This window comes from Cellulomonas pasadenensis (assembly GCF_047229365.1).
In the GTDB taxonomy this organism is placed as follows: Bacteria; Actinomycetota; Actinomycetes; order Actinomycetales; family Cellulomonadaceae; genus Cellulomonas.
Map to the genome: position 1 here is coordinate 1 of NZ_JBFTEP010000038.1, position 16,536 is coordinate 16,536.

The window sequence follows — 16,536 nt, forward strand, 5'->3', positions numbered from 1 at the left end:
CCGCCGCTCCCCCGCCCAGCCCGGTGCTCGGCGCGGTGCGCGACGCCGGGCAGAACCTGCGCCGCCTGCGGCTGCCCCTCGTCATCCTCGTGCTCGTGCTCGTGGCGCTGCTCGGCGCGGCGCTGGCCGACCGGGTCGTCGGCGCCCAGGGGACGCCCGGCGCGACGTCGACCGTGCGGGCGACGGGTGAGACGGCCACCGACCAGTACCCTCGTGCGGACGCACCCGGTGGGATGATCACCGGGGAACGCCGGGACGCGCGTGCGCAGACCGACCCGGCAGGGCGGGACCCGGGCCCTCTGCCCGTCCCGCGATCGACGGAAGTGAAGGACGCCTAGTGGTGGACGACGGATCCCGCATCCTTGCCAACCGGTACGAGGTCGGTGAGCTCATCGGCCGCGGCGGCATGGCCGAGGTGCACATCGGGCACGACACCCGGCTGGGCCGCACGGTCGCCATCAAGATCCTGCGCTCCGACCTGGCCCGCGACCCCTCGTTCCAGAACCGGTTCCGGCGCGAGGCGCAGTCCGCCGCCGCGCTGAACCACCCGGCGATCGTCGCCGTGTACGACACCGGCGAGGACCTCGTCACCGAGGCCACCGGCGTGATCGCGCACGTGCCGTTCATCGTCATGGAGTACGTCGAGGGCCACACCGTGCGGGACATCCTGCGCGACGGTCACGCGGTGCCGATCGACGAGGCGGTCGAGATCACCGCCGGCGTGCTGTCCGCGCTCGAGTACTCGCACCACGCCGGCATCGTGCACCGCGACATCAAGCCCGCGAACGTCATGATCACGCCCACCGGCGCGGTCAAGGTCATGGACTTCGGCATCGCGCGCGCCGTGGCCGACTCCGCCGCGACGATGACGCAGACGCAGGCCGTCATCGGCACCGCGCAGTACCTCTCCCCCGAGCAGGCGCGCGGCGAGCAGGTCGACGCCCGCTCCGACCTGTACTCGACCGGCTGCCTGCTGTTCGAGCTGCTCACGGGCCGCCCGCCGTTCGTCGGCGACTCCCCCGTCGCCGTGGCGTACCAGCACGTGCGCGAGGCGCCGCCGGTGCCCAGCCAGATCGCGTCCGACGTGCCCGAGGCGCTGGACCGCATCACGCTCAAGGCGCTCGCCAAGGAGCGCGACGCCCGCTACTCGACGGCCGCGGAGTTCCGCGCCGACCTCGAGGCCGTGCTGCGCGGCGGCGCCGTGAACGCGCCGGCCGTCGGCGCCGCGCTCGCCGCGGTGCCGTCCGGCGACGCCACGCAGGTCATGGCGCCGCCCGCCGCGACGACGCAGGCGATGCCGCCGGCCGTGGCGGGCTCGCCCTGGGGCTCGACCGGCGTCATGACGGGTGCGACCCCGCCGGAGGACGAGCCGGAGGAGAAGCGCAAGCCCTGGCTCATGTGGACGCTCATCGCGGTGGCCGTGCTGGCCGTCGGGGGCATCATCTGGCTGCTCATGTCGAACAACCGCACCGCCGACCCCGAGACGGTGGCGGTGCCCGGCGTGCTCGGGCAGTCGCAGGAGCAGGCGATCCAGACGCTCGAGGCGGCCGACCTCGTGCCCGTGCCGCAGCAGGAACCGAGCGACACCGTGCCGTCCGGGCAGGCGACCCGCACCGACCCCGCCGAGGGCGAGGACGTCGAGCCGGGCAGCGACGTCAACCTCTTCATCTCGACCGGCCCGTCCGAGGTCACCGTGCCCGACGTGACCGACCGGACCGAGGCGGAGGCCGTGCGCCTCCTCGAGGCCGAGGGGCTCGTCGTCTCCGACACCCGCACGCCGGTCGACCACCCGACCATCGCGCGCGGGCGCGTCGTCAGCACCGACCCGCCGGCCAACGCACCCGTCGACGCCGGCGCGGAGGTCACGCTGTCGGTGTCCAGCGGCAACGTCGTCGTGCCGAACGTGACCGGCCAGAACGTCGAGGAGGCCACGACCGCGCTGCGCGAGGCGGGCCTGCAGGTCGCCACGTCCGAGGAGCCCAGCGAGGAGCCCGAGGGGACCGTGGTGTCCCAGGACCGTGGCGAGGGGAACATCGTGCCGCAGGGCACGACCGTCAACCTCGGGGTCGCGGCCCCGCCGACCACGGCCACCGTCCCGACGACCCTGCGCGGGCAGCAGTACGACGCGGCCGTGCAGGCCCTGTCCGCCGTCGGCCTGACGAACGTGCGCCGTGAGGACGTCGACTCGGACGAGCCGGCCGGCACCGTCATCTCGTCAGACCCGAACGGCGGCACGCAGATCGCCCGCGAGCAGCAGGTGACCCTGCGGGTGTCCCGGGGGCCGCGCGGCGGCGGCAACCAGAACCCGCCGCCCACGCCGACGCCGCCGGGTCAGGGCGAGGGCGACGACTGAGCCTGCCGTGATGTGACGAAGGCCCCCGGGGAGCTCCCCGGGGGCCTTCGTCGTGGTGCGCGTCGGTGCGGCGCCGCAGCACCGTCAGAGGCGCACCAGCGGGTGCAGCCCCACCGAGCGCTCGACCGCGTCGGTGGCGCCGCAGACCTCGAGCCAGTTGGCGAGCAGCCGGTGGCCGCCCTCGGTGAGCACCGACTCCGGGTGGAACTGCACGCCGTGCAGCGGCAGCTCCCGGTGCTGCAGGCCCATGACGATGCCGTGCGCGCGCGCCGTGACCTCGAGCTCGTCGGAGAACGTGCCGTCGACCACCGCGAGCGAGTGGTACCGCGTCGCGGTGAACGGCGTCGGCAGGCCGGCGAGCACGCCGTCGCCGGCGTGCTCGACCTCGCTCGTCTTGCCGTGCATGAGCTCGGGCGCGTGCGTCACCGTGCCGCCGAACACCTCGCCGAGCGCCTGGTGGCCCAGGCACACGCCGAGCATGGGCGTGCCGGCGGTCGCGCAGTCGCGGATCACCTGGATGCTCTGGCCGGCGTCGGCGGGCGTGCCGGGGCCGGGGGAGACGAGCACGCCGTCGTACCCGGCGCGCTCGGCGGCGGGCGGCACGGCGTCGTTCCGCACGACCTCGGTCTTCGCCCCGAGCTGGTCGAGGTAGCCGACGATCGTGTAGACGAACGAGTCGTAGTTGTCGATCACGAGGATCCGCGTCACGTCACTCACCCACCGTGGTCTCGTTGAACGGCATGTACGGCGCCACGGCGGGGTACAGCCACAGGAAGCAGGCGACGACGACGGCCGACGCGAGCGCGAGGGCGATCACCGCCCGCACCGGCCACGGCCCGGGCAGGTGCCGCCACAACCATCCGTACATCATGAGCCTCCTGCGTCGGTCCGCCCAGACCCCGTCCACCTGATCGCGGTCACGCCGCCCCCAGCAGCTCGGCCGGGGTGCCGCTCGACACGGGCGCCCAGTAGTCGAGGACGCCGTGCACGATGAAGCGCTCGCGCGCGGAGAACATCGGGTGGCACGTGGTGAGGGTGATGAAGCGCTCGGTCGGCTCGGCGCCCGGCTCGTTCGGCACGGGCGCGATGACGCGCACGTCCTTGGGCAGCACGACCTCGCTCGAGGTGACCCGGTAGACGTACCAGGTGTCGGCGGTCCGCACGACGAGCGGGTCGCCGACCTGCAGCTCCTCGATGCGGTTGAACGGCTTGCCGAACGTCACGCGGTGCCCCGCGAGCGCGAAGTTGCCGACGCCGCCGGGCATGGCGGTGCCGGGGTAGTGGCCGATGCCGAGCACGTCGAGGACGGTCGGCCGGTCGGTGCCCTGGCTGATCGGCCGCTCGGGCTCGCCGGTCCACCGTGGCACCTGGAGCGTCGCGAGGGTCTCGGCGTGCGCGGGCTCCGCGGCGGGCGCGGGCGGCTCGTCGCGGCGCGGCTCGGCCACGAGCGGGCCCTCGTCCTCGACGGGGGCCGGCGGCGGCTCGACGAAGTCCAGCTCGCGCACGATCTCGGCCTGCGCGCGGTCGCCCTCGACGTCCGTCCACCACAGCTGCCAGACGAGGAAGCCGAGCAGCAGCACGCCCAGGGTGATGAGCAGCTCGCCCAGGACGCCCACGGCGCCGTACACGACGGCGCGGCCGCGGCCGCCCGGGGTGCCGGCGCGTGCGTGCGACGGCGCACGGCCCGCGGCGCGGCGCTCGGTCGTGCCCTGCGTGGTCACGAGACCTCCTCGGTCGGTGCGGGGTAGGCGTCCCGCTCGGCGGGCAGGCCGGGCAGCACCTCGACGTCGCGCGGCACGCGGGCCGACGCGAGCTCGGTGGCGCCGGAGAAGGCGGGGAGCTCGAGGCGCTCCTCGCCGGTCACCTGCCAGCCGAGGCCGACGTCGGCGGCGTCGCGCACGTACCCGCGCACGGCGGGTGACGCGTCGAGCCCGGCCCGCAGGTCGTCGGGGTCGCCGACGGCGCGCACGACGTACGGCGGGGAGTACACGCGGCCGTGCAGGCGCAGCACGTTGCCGACGCACCAGAAGGCGCTGGTCGACACGACGCGCTGGTCCATGAGCGCCATCGCCTCCGCGCCGCCGGCCCACAGCGCGTTCATGACGGACTGCAGGTCCTGCTGGTGCACGACGAGCACGTCGGGGTTGAGGCTCTCGCGCTGCGCGTCGGCGGGCGCGTCGTCGAGGACGACGGTCAGGCCGGGGCCGGTGACGGGCACGGAGCCGCCCTCGACGAGGTCGGCGACGGACGGCGTCGGCAGCGCGAACCCGGAGTCGGCGTTCTGCTCGGCGGCGAGGCGCTCGACCTCGGCGCGCAGGGCGTCGACCTCGACGGACATGCGCTGCACGTTCGCGGCCTGCTGGCGCGAGAGCTCCCCGAGGTCCTGGGGGTGGCGGTCGGGGCCGGCGTCGGCGGTGCGCGCGCTCACGGTGAACAGCACGCCGGACAGCCCGAGGACGGCGCCCACGGCCACGGCACCGCGGCCGAGGCGGCCGCGTCGGGGCCGCTCGGCGGCCGGTGCGGGGTCGCCCGCCGCCCGGTGGGCCCGCTGGCTCACGCCTGCTCCTTCCGCTCGTCGTGACCGGCACGCACGGCGGCCGGGACGACGGCACTACGCTAGGTCACGATCGGCGCCGTGCCGACATCCGGTCCGCCGACGTACCCGCCGACGTACCTCGGACGGCGGTGCCGAGGCGGACGGGCGGCGGCCGCCGGACCACCGTCGCAGACAGGAGCTCACCGACGTGCCCGAGTCCAAGTCCCGCAAGAAGCCCGCGTTCACCCCGCCGCCGGGCAAGCCGGCCGCGCCCAAGCCGCTGCCGCGCTGGTACCTGCCGCTGGCCATCGGCCTCATGATCCTCGGCCTCGTCTGGCTGGTGACGACGTACCTGTCGCCGGGTGCCGCGTACCCCGTGCCGGGCATCGGCCAGTGGAACCTGGCGATCGGCTTCGCGATCATCGTCGTCGGCTTCGGGATGCTCACGCGCTGGCGGTGACCCACCGCTCCGTCCACAGGTTCTACCCGTGGTCGAGGGTTCGGTACACAGGCGGTGCACAGAGCTGTGGATAACTACACGCGTGTAATTCCACAGGTGTGAGCAACGCTGGGGACGCCGCTCGGGGCCCCGGAACCTTGGCTCAGCGGAACCCTGCGGAGGCGTACACCCCGAGCGAGACGCCCACGAGCACCAGGGTGACGACCACGGGCGCGAGCACGGCGACGAGCCGTCGCCGCTCCTTCGGCGCGTACGCGTAGGCGGCACCGAGGGCGGCCCCGACGACGAGGCCGCCGAGGTGCGCCTGCCACGAGATGCCCGGCACCACGAAGCCGAGGACGCCGTTGAGCACGAGCACGCCGATGATGCCGCGCGCGTCGCGGCCCAGCCGCCGCAGCACGACGAGCACGGCGCCGAACAGGCCGAAGACGGCACCGGACGCACCGACGAGCCAGGTGAGCCACCCGTCGGTCGCGGTGGCGAGCGCCAGCGCGCCCACCGACCCGCCGACGGCGCTCAGCAGGTAGAGCGTCACGTACCGGGCACGGCCCAGCGTCTGCTCCAGGTACGGCCCGACCATCCACAGCGCGACCATGTTGAACGCGATGTGCAGCAGCTGGCCGGGCGCGTGCAGGAACGCCGACGTGAGGAAGCGCCACGGCTCGGCCGCGCCGAGGTACGGCATGAACGCCAGGCGCTGCGAGAACTCGGGGACGGTGCGCTGGAGCAGGTAGGCCACGACGCAGATCCCGATGAGCGCCAGCGTGACGACCGGCCGCCCGCGCCGCACGGGGGCGCCGAGCGCGGTCCGCTGCTCCGGCGCCGTGCGCGCCGCCTGCGCCACGCAGTCGACGCAGTGGAACCCGACGGCGGCGGGCACCTGGCAGTCCGGGCACGCCGGCCGGCCGCAGCGCTGGCACGTCGTGTAGGCCACGCGGTCGGGGTGGCGCGGGCAGACCGGGGGCTGGTCGGCCGGCGGCTCCGGGAGGGAGCCGCCGGCCGGCGTCGACGTGCTGATCTCAGTCCTCCACGGAGATCGACGTGATCGTGATGTCCTGCACCGGACGGTCACCGGGCCGCGTGGGTGCGGCGGCGATGGCGTCGACGACCTGGCGGCCCGCGTCGTCCGCGACCTTGCCGAAGATCGTGTGCTTGCCGTTGAGCCAGGTGGTCGGCGCGACGGAGATGAAGAACTGCGAGCCGTTGGTGCCGCCGACCTTGCCCGTCACCGGGTCCATCCGCTTGCCGGCGTTGGCCATGGCGAGCAGGTAGGGCTCCGAGAAGGTGAGCTCGGGGTGGATCTCGTCGTCGAACTGGTAGCCGGGGCCGCCACGGCCGGAGCCGAGCGGGTCGCCGCCCTGGATCATGAAGCCGGGGATGACGCGGTGGAAGACGACGTCCTTGTACAGGGGGTCGGTGCGGGGCGAGCCCGTCGACGGGTCGGTCCACTCGATGGCGCCCGTGCTCAGCCCGACGAAGTTCTCGACGGTGCGCGGCGCGTGGTTCTCGTAGAGCTCGACCCGGATGTCACCGGCGGTCGTGTGGATGGTCGCGAACATCTGCCCAGTCTTCCACGGGCCGCCGACGCCGCACGGGGCAGCCGTGGACGTCCGGTGAAAGAGGGGCGGACCAGGCACGACGGTGGCAGAGTGAGGGGCCACAACCCACCGTCGTCGAGACCAGTCCGGGAGTGGACATGACCCATCGTCCGAAGATCGACGTGGACACCGAGCGTCTGAAGGTGCAGGCCGCGGGTCTGGGCGCGTCGCTGGCCGACGCCGCAGGTGTCGCGAAGCTGGGCGCCATCGACGCCGCCGCGAAGGCGTCCGACGCGGCGGGCCACGCGAAGGAGTGGACGACCCCCAAGATCGACGCCCTCGCCGAGTGGCTCGCGCCGCGCGTGGAGCACCTGTACCGGGAGAGCATCAAGGCCACCGCGCCGCAGGTCGAGAAGGCCGCGCTCAAGGCGACGCCCGCGATCGACCAGGCGCACGAGAAGATCGTCGCCGAGCTCATCCCGAAGGTCGTCGCCGCCGTCAACGAGGCCGCCGTCAAGGCGGGGGCCGCGACGACGGTCGCCGCGACGGTCGCCGGCAAGCAGTCGAAGAAGGCCGCCAAGGCCGCCGCCGCGGCCGCCGCCAAGGCCGAGAAGAAGGGCTCCGGCGCGAAGAAGTTCCTCCTCGTCGCCGGGCTGCTGGGCGCCGGTGCCGCCGCCTTCGCCTGGGCGCGCTCGCGCTCGACCACCGACCCGTGGGCCGAGCCGTGGGAGCCGGGCGACTCGACGACCGCCGAGTCGCTCCGCACGCGCGCGCAGGCCGCCACCGGCGACGCCGCGGACGCCGTGGGCGAGGCCGCCGGGTCGGCCGTCGCGAAGAGCCGGGAGGCCACCAAGAAGGCCGCGGAGCGCGTCTCCGCCGCCACGGAGGACCTGTCCGAGAAGGCCAAGGAGGCCAGGGACGCCGCGGAGGAGACGGCCCGCAAGGTCACCCGCCGCTCGGCCGCCAAGACGCCGGACCAGACCAAGCCGACCGAGGGTCTGCAGACGGACGTGCCGGCCACGACCGAGGGCCTGCCCGCCGAGACCGCCACGACCGGCGACGCGCCGGACCCGGTCGTCGACTCGCGTCCCGAGGGGGAGCGCGGCACGTCGGGCTCCTGAGCCCCCGCGCCTCGCGCCGCACGCACCGGCCCCGGTCCGCACGGACCGGGGCCGGCGTGCGTCCGGGTCGGGGCAGCCGCTGAAACCATTCGGGCGTTCCACCGCGAGCGGGCGGTCGGGCAGCATCACACCCGGCCCCCGCCCCGGACGACGACGCCGTCGCCCCCGCCGGAGGCATGTGGGAGCGCTCCACCGGCGCTCGCCGTCGTCCTCGTGAAGGGGTGCGTCCATGTCTGGTCCCGCACGCGCCGGCCGCTCGCTGTGGGCCGGTGCCGCCGCCGTCGCGCTCGCCGCCGGCGCGGTCACCGTCCCGCTGTCCGCGGCCAGTGCCGCGCCCGCGTACAACTACGCCGAGGCGCTGCAGAAGTCCATGTTCTTCTACCAGGCGCAGCGCTCCGGCGACCTGCCCGACGACTTCCCGGTGTCCTGGCGCGGCGACTCCGGCCTGCGCGACGGCGCGGACGTGGGGGAGGACCTGACCGGCGGCTGGTACGACGCGGGCGACCACGTGAAGTTCGGCCTGCCGATGGCGTTCACCGCCACGATGCTCGCGTGGGGCGCGATCGAGAGCCCGCAGGGGTACACGCGGGCCGGTCAGCTCGACGAGCTCAAGGACAACCTCCGCTGGGTCAACGACTACTTCGTCAAGGCGCACACCGCGCCGAACGAGCTCTACGTGCAGGTCGGCAAGGGCGACGACGACCACAAGTGGTGGGGCCCCGCCGAGGTCATGACCATGGCACGGCCGGCGTACAAGATCACCGCGTCGTGCCCCGGCTCCGACGTCGCCGCCGAGACCGCCGCGTCGCTCGCGTCGGCGTCCGTGCTGTTCCGCCAGGACGACCCGGCGTACGCGTCGACCCTGCTCACGCACGCGAAGCAGCTGTACGCGTTCGCGGACACGTACCGCGGGAAGTACTCCGACTGCGTCACCGACGCCCAGTCGTTCTACCGGTCGTGGTCCGGCTACCAGGACGAGCTGGTGTGGGGCGCCTACTGGCTCTACGAGGCGACGGGCGACGCGACGTACCTGGCGAAGGCCGAGGCCGAGTACGACAAGCTGAGCAACGAGAACCAGACCACGACCAAGTCGTACAGGTGGACCGTCGCGTGGGACGACAAGTCGTACGCCGCGTACGCGCTGCTGGCCATGGAGACGGGCAAGCAGAAGTACGTCGACGACGCGAACCGCTGGCTCGACTACTGGACCGTCGGGGTCAACGGCGCCCGCGTGAGCTACTCGCCCGGCGGCATGGCCGTGCTCGACTCGTGGGGCGCGCTGCGGTACGCCGCGAACACGTCGTTCGTCGCGCTCGTCTACTCCGACTGGCTCACCGACCCCGTGCGCAAGGCGCGGTACCACGACTTCGGCGTGCGGCAGATCCACTACGCGCTCGGCGACAACCCGCGGAAGTCGTCGTACGTCGTCGGCTTCGGCGCGAACCCGCCGCAGAACCCGCACCACCGCACCGCGCACGGGTCGTGGCTGGACTCGCTCACGCAGCCGGCCGAGACGCGGCACGTGCTGTACGGCGCGCTCGTCGGCGGGCCCGGGTCCGCGAACGACGCGTACACCGACAGCCGGTCCGACTACGTGGCGAACGAGGTCGCGACGGACTACAACGCCGGGTTCACCTCGGCGCTCGCGCGGCTCACCGAGGAGTACGGCGGCACGCCGCTGGCGGGCTTCCCCGTGGCGGAGCGGCCCGACCAGGACGAGCTGTTCGTCGAGGCGAAGCTCAACCAGCCGGCCGGCGGCACGTTCACCGAGGTCAAGGCGATCATCCGCAACCGGTCCGCCTTCCCGGCGCGGTCGCTGCGCGACGCGTCGATCCGGTACTGGTTCACGCTCGACGGGTCCGACCCGGCGTCGGGGCTCACCGTCTCGACGAACTACAGCGAGTGCGGCACGCAGACGAACGCGGTGCGGCACGCCGGCGGGAACCTGTACTACGCCGAGCTGCGGTGCGCCGGGCAGGACATCCACCCGGGCGGCCAGTCGCAGCACCGCCGCGAGATCCAGTTCCGGGTCAGCGGGGGAGCGGCGTGGGACGCGGCGGACGACCCCTCGTCCGCGGGTCTGCCGGCCACCGGCGACCCCGTCAAGACCGCGGCGATCACGCTGCACGAGGCCGGGCGCCTCGTGTGGGGCACGGTGCCGGACGGGACGTCGACGCCCACGCCCACCCCCACGCCCACCGTGACGCCGACGCCGACCCCCACCCCGACCGTGACGCCGACCCCGACCGTGACGCCGACGCCCACCGTGACGCCCACGCCCACGCCCACGACGTCCCCCGGGACGTGCGCGGTCCGGTACTCGGCGAACAGCTGGAGCAGCGGCTTCACCGCCACGGTCCGCCTCACCAACACGGGCGCCGCGCCGCTGACCTGGGCGCTCGCGTTCGACCTGCCGGCCGGGCAGACGCTCCAGCAGGGCTGGTCCGCGACGTGGGCGCAGTCCGGCACCCGCGTCACCGCGACCGGCGCCGCGTGGAACACGACCCTCGCCCCGGGTGCGTCCGTGGAGCTCGGCTTCAACGGCGCGCACACCGGCCAGACCTCCGCGCCGCGGGCCTTCACGGTCAACGGCACGGCCTGCACCGTGGGCTGAGGGCCACCGACGGGCCCCGGTCCGGCTCGACCGCCGAGTCGCCGGGTCGGGGCCGAACCACCACCGCCAGGCCCGTCCATGAGGGCGCCGGCGGTGCGTGCGTCCGACGCGGGGGCGGTCAGGACGCACGACGAGGGCGCCGCACGTCACGTGCGGCGCCCTCGTGGCACGAAAGCCGGTTGACCGGGCGCCGGGCGACCCGCGACGCTGCGCGGATGACGGCTCCCGCGCACGACGCGCCCCCGCTGACCGACGTCGAGATCTGGCCGCTGCTGGGTGTGCGGGTCCGCAGCGGGGACCTCGAGCTGCGGGCCCCGGACGACCGGACGCTCCTCGACCTGGCGCGCCTCGCCGCCCGCGGCGTGCACCCGCCGGACTACATGCCCTTCCTCGTGCCGTGGACGCGCGGCACGCCCGTGCAGGTGGCGCGCAGCGTCATGACGTACCAGTGGGGCCTGCGCCAGCGCACGACGCCCGCCGACTGGGCGATCGAGCTCGCGGTGCTGCACGACGGCGTGCCGGTGGGCACGCAGGGCATGTACGCGAAGGACTTCGCCGTGACCCGCAGCGCCGAGACCGGCTCGTGGCTCGGCCTCGAGCACCACCACCAGGGCATCGGCACGCGGATGCGCCTGCTGATCCTGCACCTGCTGTTCGAGGGCCTGGGCGCGGAGCACGCGACGACGTCGGCGTTCGTCGACAACCCGGGCTCGTCGGGCGTCACGCGCAAGATCGGGTACCGCCCGAACGGCGTGCTGCACCAGGCGCGCGAGGGCGGCGCCGTCGAGAGCCGGCTGTACGTGCTCGACCGCGCCGACTGGGACGCGCGCCGCGACGAGCTGCGGCCGGACGTGCAGATGGAGGGCGTCGAGGCGCTGCGCGAGCAGCTCGGGCTGGGCTGACGCGCGCGGTCGGCGGCCCGGCTCACGGCGCGCCGGGTGCACCGCCCGCGGGTGTGCGCAGGTACGCGTCCGCCTGGAGCCGGAACAGCGCGTGGTACCGGCCCCCGAGCCGCATGAGCGACTCGTGGTCGCCCTCCTCGAGCAGGCGGCCCTGCTCGAGGACGACGATGCGGTCCGCCGTGCGCACGGTCGCGAAGCGGTGCGCGATGAGGAGCGTCGTCCGCGCGTTCTCGTTCTCGGCGAGCCGGGCGAAGACGTCGGCCTCCGCCTGGGCGTCCAGGGCGGCGGTCGGCTCGTCGAGGACCAGGACCGGTGCCTCACCGACCAGCGCCCGCGCGAGCGCGACGCGCTGCCACTGCCCGCCGGAGAGCTGGTGGCCGCCGGCGAACCACCGCCCGAGCTGCGTGTCGAGGCCCGACGGCAGCGCGGCGAGGATGCTCTCGGCCTGCGCACCCTGCGCCGCCCGCCAGGCGCGCTCGTCGTCCCACGGCGTGTCGATCGCACCCAGGGCGATGTTCTCGCGCGCGGTCAGCTCGTACTGCAGGTAGTCCTGGAAGAGCACGGAGACGGCGCGGCGCAGCTCCGCCGTGCCGTACTCGTCGACGCGTCGCCCGTCGAGGAGGATCTCGCCCCGCGTCGGGCGGTACATCCCCGTGAGCAGCTTGACGATCGTCGTCTTGCCGGCGCCGTTCTCGCCGACGAGCGCGACGGTCGCACCTGCGGGGACCGACATGCTGAGGCCCTGCAGCACGTCCCGGTCCGTCCCGGGGTAGCGGAACCAGACGTCGCGGAACTCGATGCCCGTGCGCAGCGGCGCGGGCACGGGGAGGTCCGCGGTCGAGACCTCCTCCTCGGGCAGGCGGAGGAACGCGAAGAGGTTCGCGAGGTAGATGCGGTGCTCGGCGAGCTGCGCGATGCCGCCGAGGAACGCCAGGGCCGACGCGCTGACCCCCGCCATCGCGGTCAGGTACGCGGCCATCCGTCCGACGTCGCCCAGCGCGAGCGCGTCACGCACCGCCAGCACGGTCGCCGCACCGACCGCGGCCGCGCCCACGACGGACGCCGCCGTCGTCGCGACCAGGCGCTGCCGCTCGACCTCGCCGTCGACCCGCAGGAACCCGGCGAGGGCACCCCGGTACCGCTCGACGAAGTGGCCCGTGACCCGCAGCAGACGGGTCTCCTTGTACGCCCGGTCGCTCGTCACGAGGTTGAGGAGGTAGTTGAGGCGGCGCCTCTCCTCGGTGCGCCGGTTCTCGACCGCCCACAGCCGCCGGGCGAAGACGATCTCGCTGACCACGGCCGGGACGGGCGCGAGGACGACGGCGAGCGCCACCCACGGGTCCCACGCGACGAGCACCAGCGACACGCTGGCGAACGCGACCCCGCCCGTCACGAGACCCACGAGGTCGCGGAAGACCATGTACGGCCGGCTGTTGGACTCCGCCACCGCGCGCTGCAGCTTGTCGTAGACCTCGGCGTCCTCGAAGTCCGCGAGCCCGAGTCTCGCCGCCTTCTCCATGACCATGACGCCGAAGGAGTTCGCCACCCGCGTCTGGAGCAGGTTCTCGCCGTAGCTCTGCACCGCACCGCCCGCCTGGGCGAGCAGCCCCAGCGCGGCGAGGCCGGCCACCCACCACCACAGGCGCGAGCCGGCCACGCCGTCCACCGCCCTGCTCACCTCGTCCACGACACCGGCCACGGCCATGACGTTCGCCGCCGGGACGAGCGCCACGACCGTCGTGGTCACGAGGACGAGCGTGGCCAGCGCCGGCGAGGCGCGGACCACGGTGGCGAGCGTCGGACGCCACGTCCGGTCCCGCCCGTCGGGCGGCGCCGACGTCGCGGTCACGAGCCCTCCGACGTCGCCGCCACGCGGGCGATCGCCTCCGCGCGGCGCCGCGCCGCCTCGACCCCGAGACGCCAGAGCCCGTAGGAGCGGCTCTCCTCGTTCACCCGCATCGGCAGCGCCCTGTTGAGCCGCATGTGCTGGACCGACTCGAGCACCGTCCGTGCCGTGCACGGCAGCAGCCGACGCTCCCCGAGGTCCCGCACCACCGCGGCATACCCCTCCACCGCCACCCGGAGCCGGTCCGAGGTGGGGTCGAGCGCCGCCCGCAGGCCGAGGACGTCGAGGTCCGCGTCGGGCCCGTCGGGACTCACGAGCGCGGCGACGCGGCGTCGGTGCTCACGGAACTCCGTGCGCAGCGGCGACGCCGGGTCCGGCACCGGGACCGCCGCCAGCAGGTCGGTCGACGGGTCCGCGGCGGTCCAGGCGTCGTGGACCTCGGCCAGCAGCGCCGCACCGAGGTGGTGCGCGGCGATCCCGGCGTCCCCGGAGCGGCGGTAGCGGGCCACCGCCGCGGCGCTGTGGGAGCACGCCCGGAACACGGGCAGCGCGGCCTCGTACCCGGCGGCGCCGCCGTAGCGGCCGAGCTCCGGCCGGAAGGTCGACGTCCGCAGGTCCGCGAGCCGCCCGCGACGCACGGCGTCCGCCGCCCAGTCCGTGACGAGCTGCCGCAGGGCCGGCGCGTCACCGTGCTCCCGGGGCCGCAGCCGCAGGCGCAGGTGGTGCGCCGGGTCGGCGTACCGGATGAAGAACCACGCGTCGAGCGGCGCGACCTGCCCGACGGCCGCGACCAGCGCCTCGAGGTCGTCGGCGACGACGACGTCCAGCTGGTCCTCGGAGGCGTACAGCGACACGTTCACCCACGGCGCGTCGAGGGGCCGGGCGAGGCGCGTCTGCACCGGCCCGGCGGTGGCGACGGCGGGTGCGACGAGGTCGACCGCGGGCGTGTCGGCGACCACCGGCACGACCAGCTCGGGGGCGTAGCGGCGGCCCGCGGCGTCGGTCAGCCACAGGTCGTGCGGCGCCGGCAGCATCTCCTCGACGGCACCGGCGCCGTGCGCCCGGTCGAGCGTCTCCACGAGGAGCTGCACGTCGTCGTCACGCTCGAGGTCCACCGCCAGCCGGTTGTCGACCTCGGCCGCGTAGACGTGCCGCGGGACGCCCCGCGCGGCGCACCAGGCGCGCACCGCGTCGGCCTGCGCCGCGCCGGCGAGGGCGCGCCACCCGCTGACGACCGGGTCCTCGACGGTCCACCGGGCCGGGGAGAGCACGGTGCGGCCCCGGACGACCCGGGGGAGCCGCGGCGCCCGCCACAGTCGCCCCCAGTCGAACCCCGGCACGTCGTCGACGCCGTCCTGCGAGACCTCGAGCAGCAGGCGGACGGCGTTCGGCGCCCCGGCGAACGACAGCATGTGGTTCTGGGTGAAGCGCAGGAGCTCGCCCGTGCGCGCCCACCGCAGGTACAGGCGCGACCCCGTCGACCCGACGAGCACGTCCTCCAGGCGCACCTGCTGCTCGGGCGGCAGGGTGGGGCTGCAGTTCACGACCGTCTCGAGGTCGTGGTGCACGGCGCTGCGGCTCACGTTGCCGCTGCGCCCGTCGTAGGACAGGTAGCGCAGGTCGACCGTCCGCGTCCCCGAGAGGACGCGGTCGTGGTCGGCGGCGAGGCGCGACACCGCCGCCTCGCCCGGACCGAGCAGGCCGGTGAAGCGGCCGAAGCTGCGACCGCCAGGGGCCATGCTGCCGGCGGGCAGGACGACGCGGAAGTCGCCCTCGTCGACCGCCCGGGCGGACGCGGCGGCGACCGCGACGAAGACGTCCAGCGCCGGGCGGGGGACGCCGCGCTCGCCGACCGCCGCGGCGAGCGCCTCGACGTGCGCGTCGGTGAGCTCGAGCTCGTCGTCGCCACCGTGGGCGTGCTCCAGCAGCAGCGCGGTGAGGACGGCGTCGCGGGCGTCGTCCCGGCCCGGCGCCTCGGCGGCGGGCAGCGCCCACGAGCGCGGCGGGTACGCGTAGCCGTCCGGCGCCTCCAGGCCGAGCTCGGCGCTCACGAGCTCGAGCAGGGGCACCTCCGCGAAGAGTCCCTCCCGCTCGACGAGGGCCTGCTCGAACGCACGCAGGTGCGGCGCGCGCCCACCCGACCCGGCGATCCGCACGAGGGTGGCCGCGGCGTCGGCGACGGCGTCACCGACCTGCCGGCTCAGGCCGTCGCTGACGAGCGACGCCCCCGCGTCGACGGCGAGCAGCGTGCGTGCCCCGTCGGGGAGGAGCGCCGTCTGGAGCTCGTGCAGCCGGTCGGCGGCGGCCGCGAGCCCGTCGACCGACGTGACCGCGGCGCAGGCGGCGTCCACGTCCTCCAGCGCCCGCGCCCGGTCCGGGTCCGCCGCACGCAGGTCCGCCGCCAGACGCGCCGCGGCCGAGACCGTGTCGAGGGCCGGGCGCGCGGAGCGCGTGATCACCTGGTGCTCGAGGAGCGTCGCCACGAAGTCCGTCAGCGTGTCGGTGTCGGCGGCGGGGAACGCCTCCTGGAGCCGCGCGACGACCTCCCGCTCCGAGCAGCCGGCGCGCGCCGCCGCGACCGCGGCCTCGACGGCGGGCGTGAGCCGGACGTCGACACGGTTCGACGACGTCCCGGCGAGGGTGTCGGACGAGGCGACGACGAGACGCTCGCCGACGCGGTACAGGAACTCGTTCGGTCGCGTCGGCAGGCCCGCGACGTCCGCCCCGGCCGGCAGGTCGCGCGCGACGTCGCACAGCCACCCGAAGTCCGGTTGCACGCGGACACGGCCGATGACGGGGTCGGCGACCTGCATCGTGGTGCGGTCGCCGAACGTGCCCGTCGTCACCCCGGCGAAGACGCCGTACGGGGTCGCGCGCGTGCTCATGCGCAGCTCGTACCGGCGCAGCGCACGCAGCGCACGCTGCACCCGGGCCGGCTCGACGGGCTCACCGGCGGCGACGGCCCGCAGGCGCGCGTGCAGCCGCGGGCTCGCGGCCCGCAGCGCCACGTCGAGGTGCGGGTCCGCCAGCGCCTGCGCGACGCGGGCGCGCGCGCCGTCCGCCCCCGGCAGCGGCGGCAGTGCGTCGCGGTGCGCGAACGGGCGCGCCGGGATGCGCACCATGAAGGCGTCGGCCGGTCGGTACACGACCTGATCGGTCATCTGGG

General features: G+C 74.9%; 13 protein-coding genes and 1 pseudogene. 6 read left to right on the forward strand and 8 right to left on the reverse strand.

The annotated features are described in order from the left end of the window. Together AB6N23_RS07535 and pknB are read left to right on the forward strand one after the other, a co-directional pair. Positions 1-338, forward strand: a pseudogene (locus tag AB6N23_RS07535) (hypothetical protein); the annotation flags it as partial. After that, positions 338-2,353 (forward strand): Stk1 family PASTA domain-containing Ser/Thr kinase, encoded by a 2,016-nt coding sequence (gene pknB / locus AB6N23_RS07540; RefSeq protein ID WP_412865472.1) that lies wholly within the window; start codon positions 338-340, stop codon positions 2,351-2,353. The pseudogene AB6N23_RS07535 and the gene pknB, both read left to right, overlap by 1 nt. Before the next feature lie 84 nt (positions 2,354-2,437). Here pknB and AB6N23_RS07545 read toward each other — a convergent pair whose 3' ends face one another. Genes AB6N23_RS07545 through AB6N23_RS07560 form a run of 4 tightly spaced genes read right to left on the reverse strand, consistent with a single transcriptional unit; the run spans position 2,438 to position 4,910 of the window. Next, entirely contained in the window at positions 2,438-3,061 is a 624-nt protein-coding gene (locus AB6N23_RS07545) for an aminodeoxychorismate/anthranilate synthase component II (protein WP_412865473.1), read from the reverse strand. Position 3,062: 1 nt separating this feature from the next. Beyond that, entirely contained in the window at positions 3,063-3,224 is a 162-nt protein-coding gene (locus tag AB6N23_RS07550) for a hypothetical protein (RefSeq protein ID WP_412865474.1), read from the reverse strand. A 46-nt stretch (positions 3,225-3,270) separates the two neighbouring features. Further along, a complete protein-coding gene (locus AB6N23_RS07555; RefSeq protein WP_412865475.1) occupies positions 3,271-4,074 on the reverse strand; it encodes a class E sortase in 804 nt (267 codons plus the stop codon). Then, entirely contained in the window at positions 4,071-4,910 is an 840-nt protein-coding gene (locus AB6N23_RS07560; protein ID WP_412865477.1) for a DUF881 domain-containing protein, read from the reverse strand. The genes AB6N23_RS07555 and AB6N23_RS07560 overlap by 4 nt, the downstream gene beginning before the upstream one ends. A gap of 187 nt (positions 4,911-5,097) precedes the next feature. Here AB6N23_RS07560 and AB6N23_RS07565 point away from each other — a divergent pair, with 187 nt between their 5' ends. Then, a complete protein-coding gene (locus AB6N23_RS07565) occupies positions 5,098-5,349 on the forward strand; it encodes a cell division protein CrgA (protein ID WP_378200987.1) in 252 nt (83 codons plus the stop codon). Between the two features lie 142 nt (positions 5,350-5,491). Here the strand turns inward: AB6N23_RS07565 and AB6N23_RS07570 are convergent, their stop codons facing one another. Together AB6N23_RS07570 and AB6N23_RS07575 are read right to left on the reverse strand one after the other, a co-directional pair. Next, positions 5,492-6,283, reverse strand: a complete 792-nt coding sequence (locus tag AB6N23_RS07570) for a rhomboid family intramembrane serine protease (protein ID WP_412865479.1) — start codon at positions 6,281-6,283, stop codon at positions 5,492-5,494. Positions 6,284-6,368: 85 nt separating this feature from the next. Then, positions 6,369-6,908 carry a peptidylprolyl isomerase gene (locus tag AB6N23_RS07575; protein ID WP_412865480.1) on the reverse strand — a complete coding sequence of 180 codons (540 nt, stop codon included), beginning with the start codon at positions 6,906-6,908 and terminating at the stop codon, positions 6,369-6,371. A gap of 137 nt (positions 6,909-7,045) precedes the next feature. On the opposite strand from AB6N23_RS07575, the gene AB6N23_RS07580 reads away from it, so the two are divergent. The 3 genes from AB6N23_RS07580 (at position 7,046) to AB6N23_RS07590 (ending at position 11,524) form a co-directional block, all read left to right on the forward strand. After that, a complete protein-coding gene (locus AB6N23_RS07580) occupies positions 7,046-8,008 on the forward strand; it encodes a hypothetical protein (protein WP_412865481.1) in 963 nt (320 codons plus the stop codon). Between the two features lie 229 nt (positions 8,009-8,237). Next, a complete protein-coding gene (locus AB6N23_RS07585) occupies positions 8,238-10,622 on the forward strand; it encodes a glycoside hydrolase family 9 protein (protein WP_412865482.1) in 2,385 nt (794 codons plus the stop codon). A 215-nt stretch (positions 10,623-10,837) separates the two neighbouring features. Continuing rightward, entirely contained in the window at positions 10,838-11,524 is a 687-nt protein-coding gene (locus AB6N23_RS07590; protein WP_412865483.1) for a GNAT family N-acetyltransferase, read from the forward strand. A 22-nt stretch (positions 11,525-11,546) separates the two neighbouring features. Here AB6N23_RS07590 and AB6N23_RS07595 read toward each other — a convergent pair whose 3' ends face one another. After that, positions 11,547-13,373 carry an ABC transporter ATP-binding protein gene (locus AB6N23_RS07595; RefSeq protein WP_412865484.1) on the reverse strand — a complete coding sequence of 609 codons (1,827 nt, stop codon included), beginning with the start codon at positions 13,371-13,373 and terminating at the stop codon, positions 11,547-11,549. After that, positions 13,370-16,531, reverse strand: coding sequence for a lantibiotic dehydratase (locus AB6N23_RS07600; RefSeq protein WP_412865485.1), 3,162 nt, complete (start codon positions 16,529-16,531; stop codon positions 13,370-13,372). Before AB6N23_RS07600 ends, AB6N23_RS07595 begins: the two co-directional genes overlap by 4 nt. Positions 16,532-16,536: the final 5 nt, after the last annotated feature.

Bases quoted from the DNA above. Each gene is read 5' to 3' on its own strand.
- AB6N23_RS07580 (WP_412865481.1), top strand. From the start codon at position 7,046: ATGACCCATCGTCCGAAGATCGACGTGGACACCGAGCGTCTGAAGGTG.
- AB6N23_RS07600 (WP_412865485.1), bottom strand. From the start codon at position 16,531: ATGACCGATCAGGTCGTGTACCGACCGGCCGACGCCTTCATGGTGCGC.
- AB6N23_RS07550 (WP_412865474.1), bottom strand. From the start codon at position 3,224: ATGATGTACGGATGGTTGTGGCGGCACCTGCCCGGGCCGTGGCCGGTG.
- AB6N23_RS07575 (WP_412865480.1), bottom strand. From the start codon at position 6,908: ATGTTCGCGACCATCCACACGACCGCCGGTGACATCCGGGTCGAGCTC.
- AB6N23_RS07590 (WP_412865483.1), top strand. From the start codon at position 10,838: ATGACGGCTCCCGCGCACGACGCGCCCCCGCTGACCGACGTCGAGATC.
- AB6N23_RS07585 (WP_412865482.1), top strand. From the start codon at position 8,238: ATGTCTGGTCCCGCACGCGCCGGCCGCTCGCTGTGGGCCGGTGCCGCC.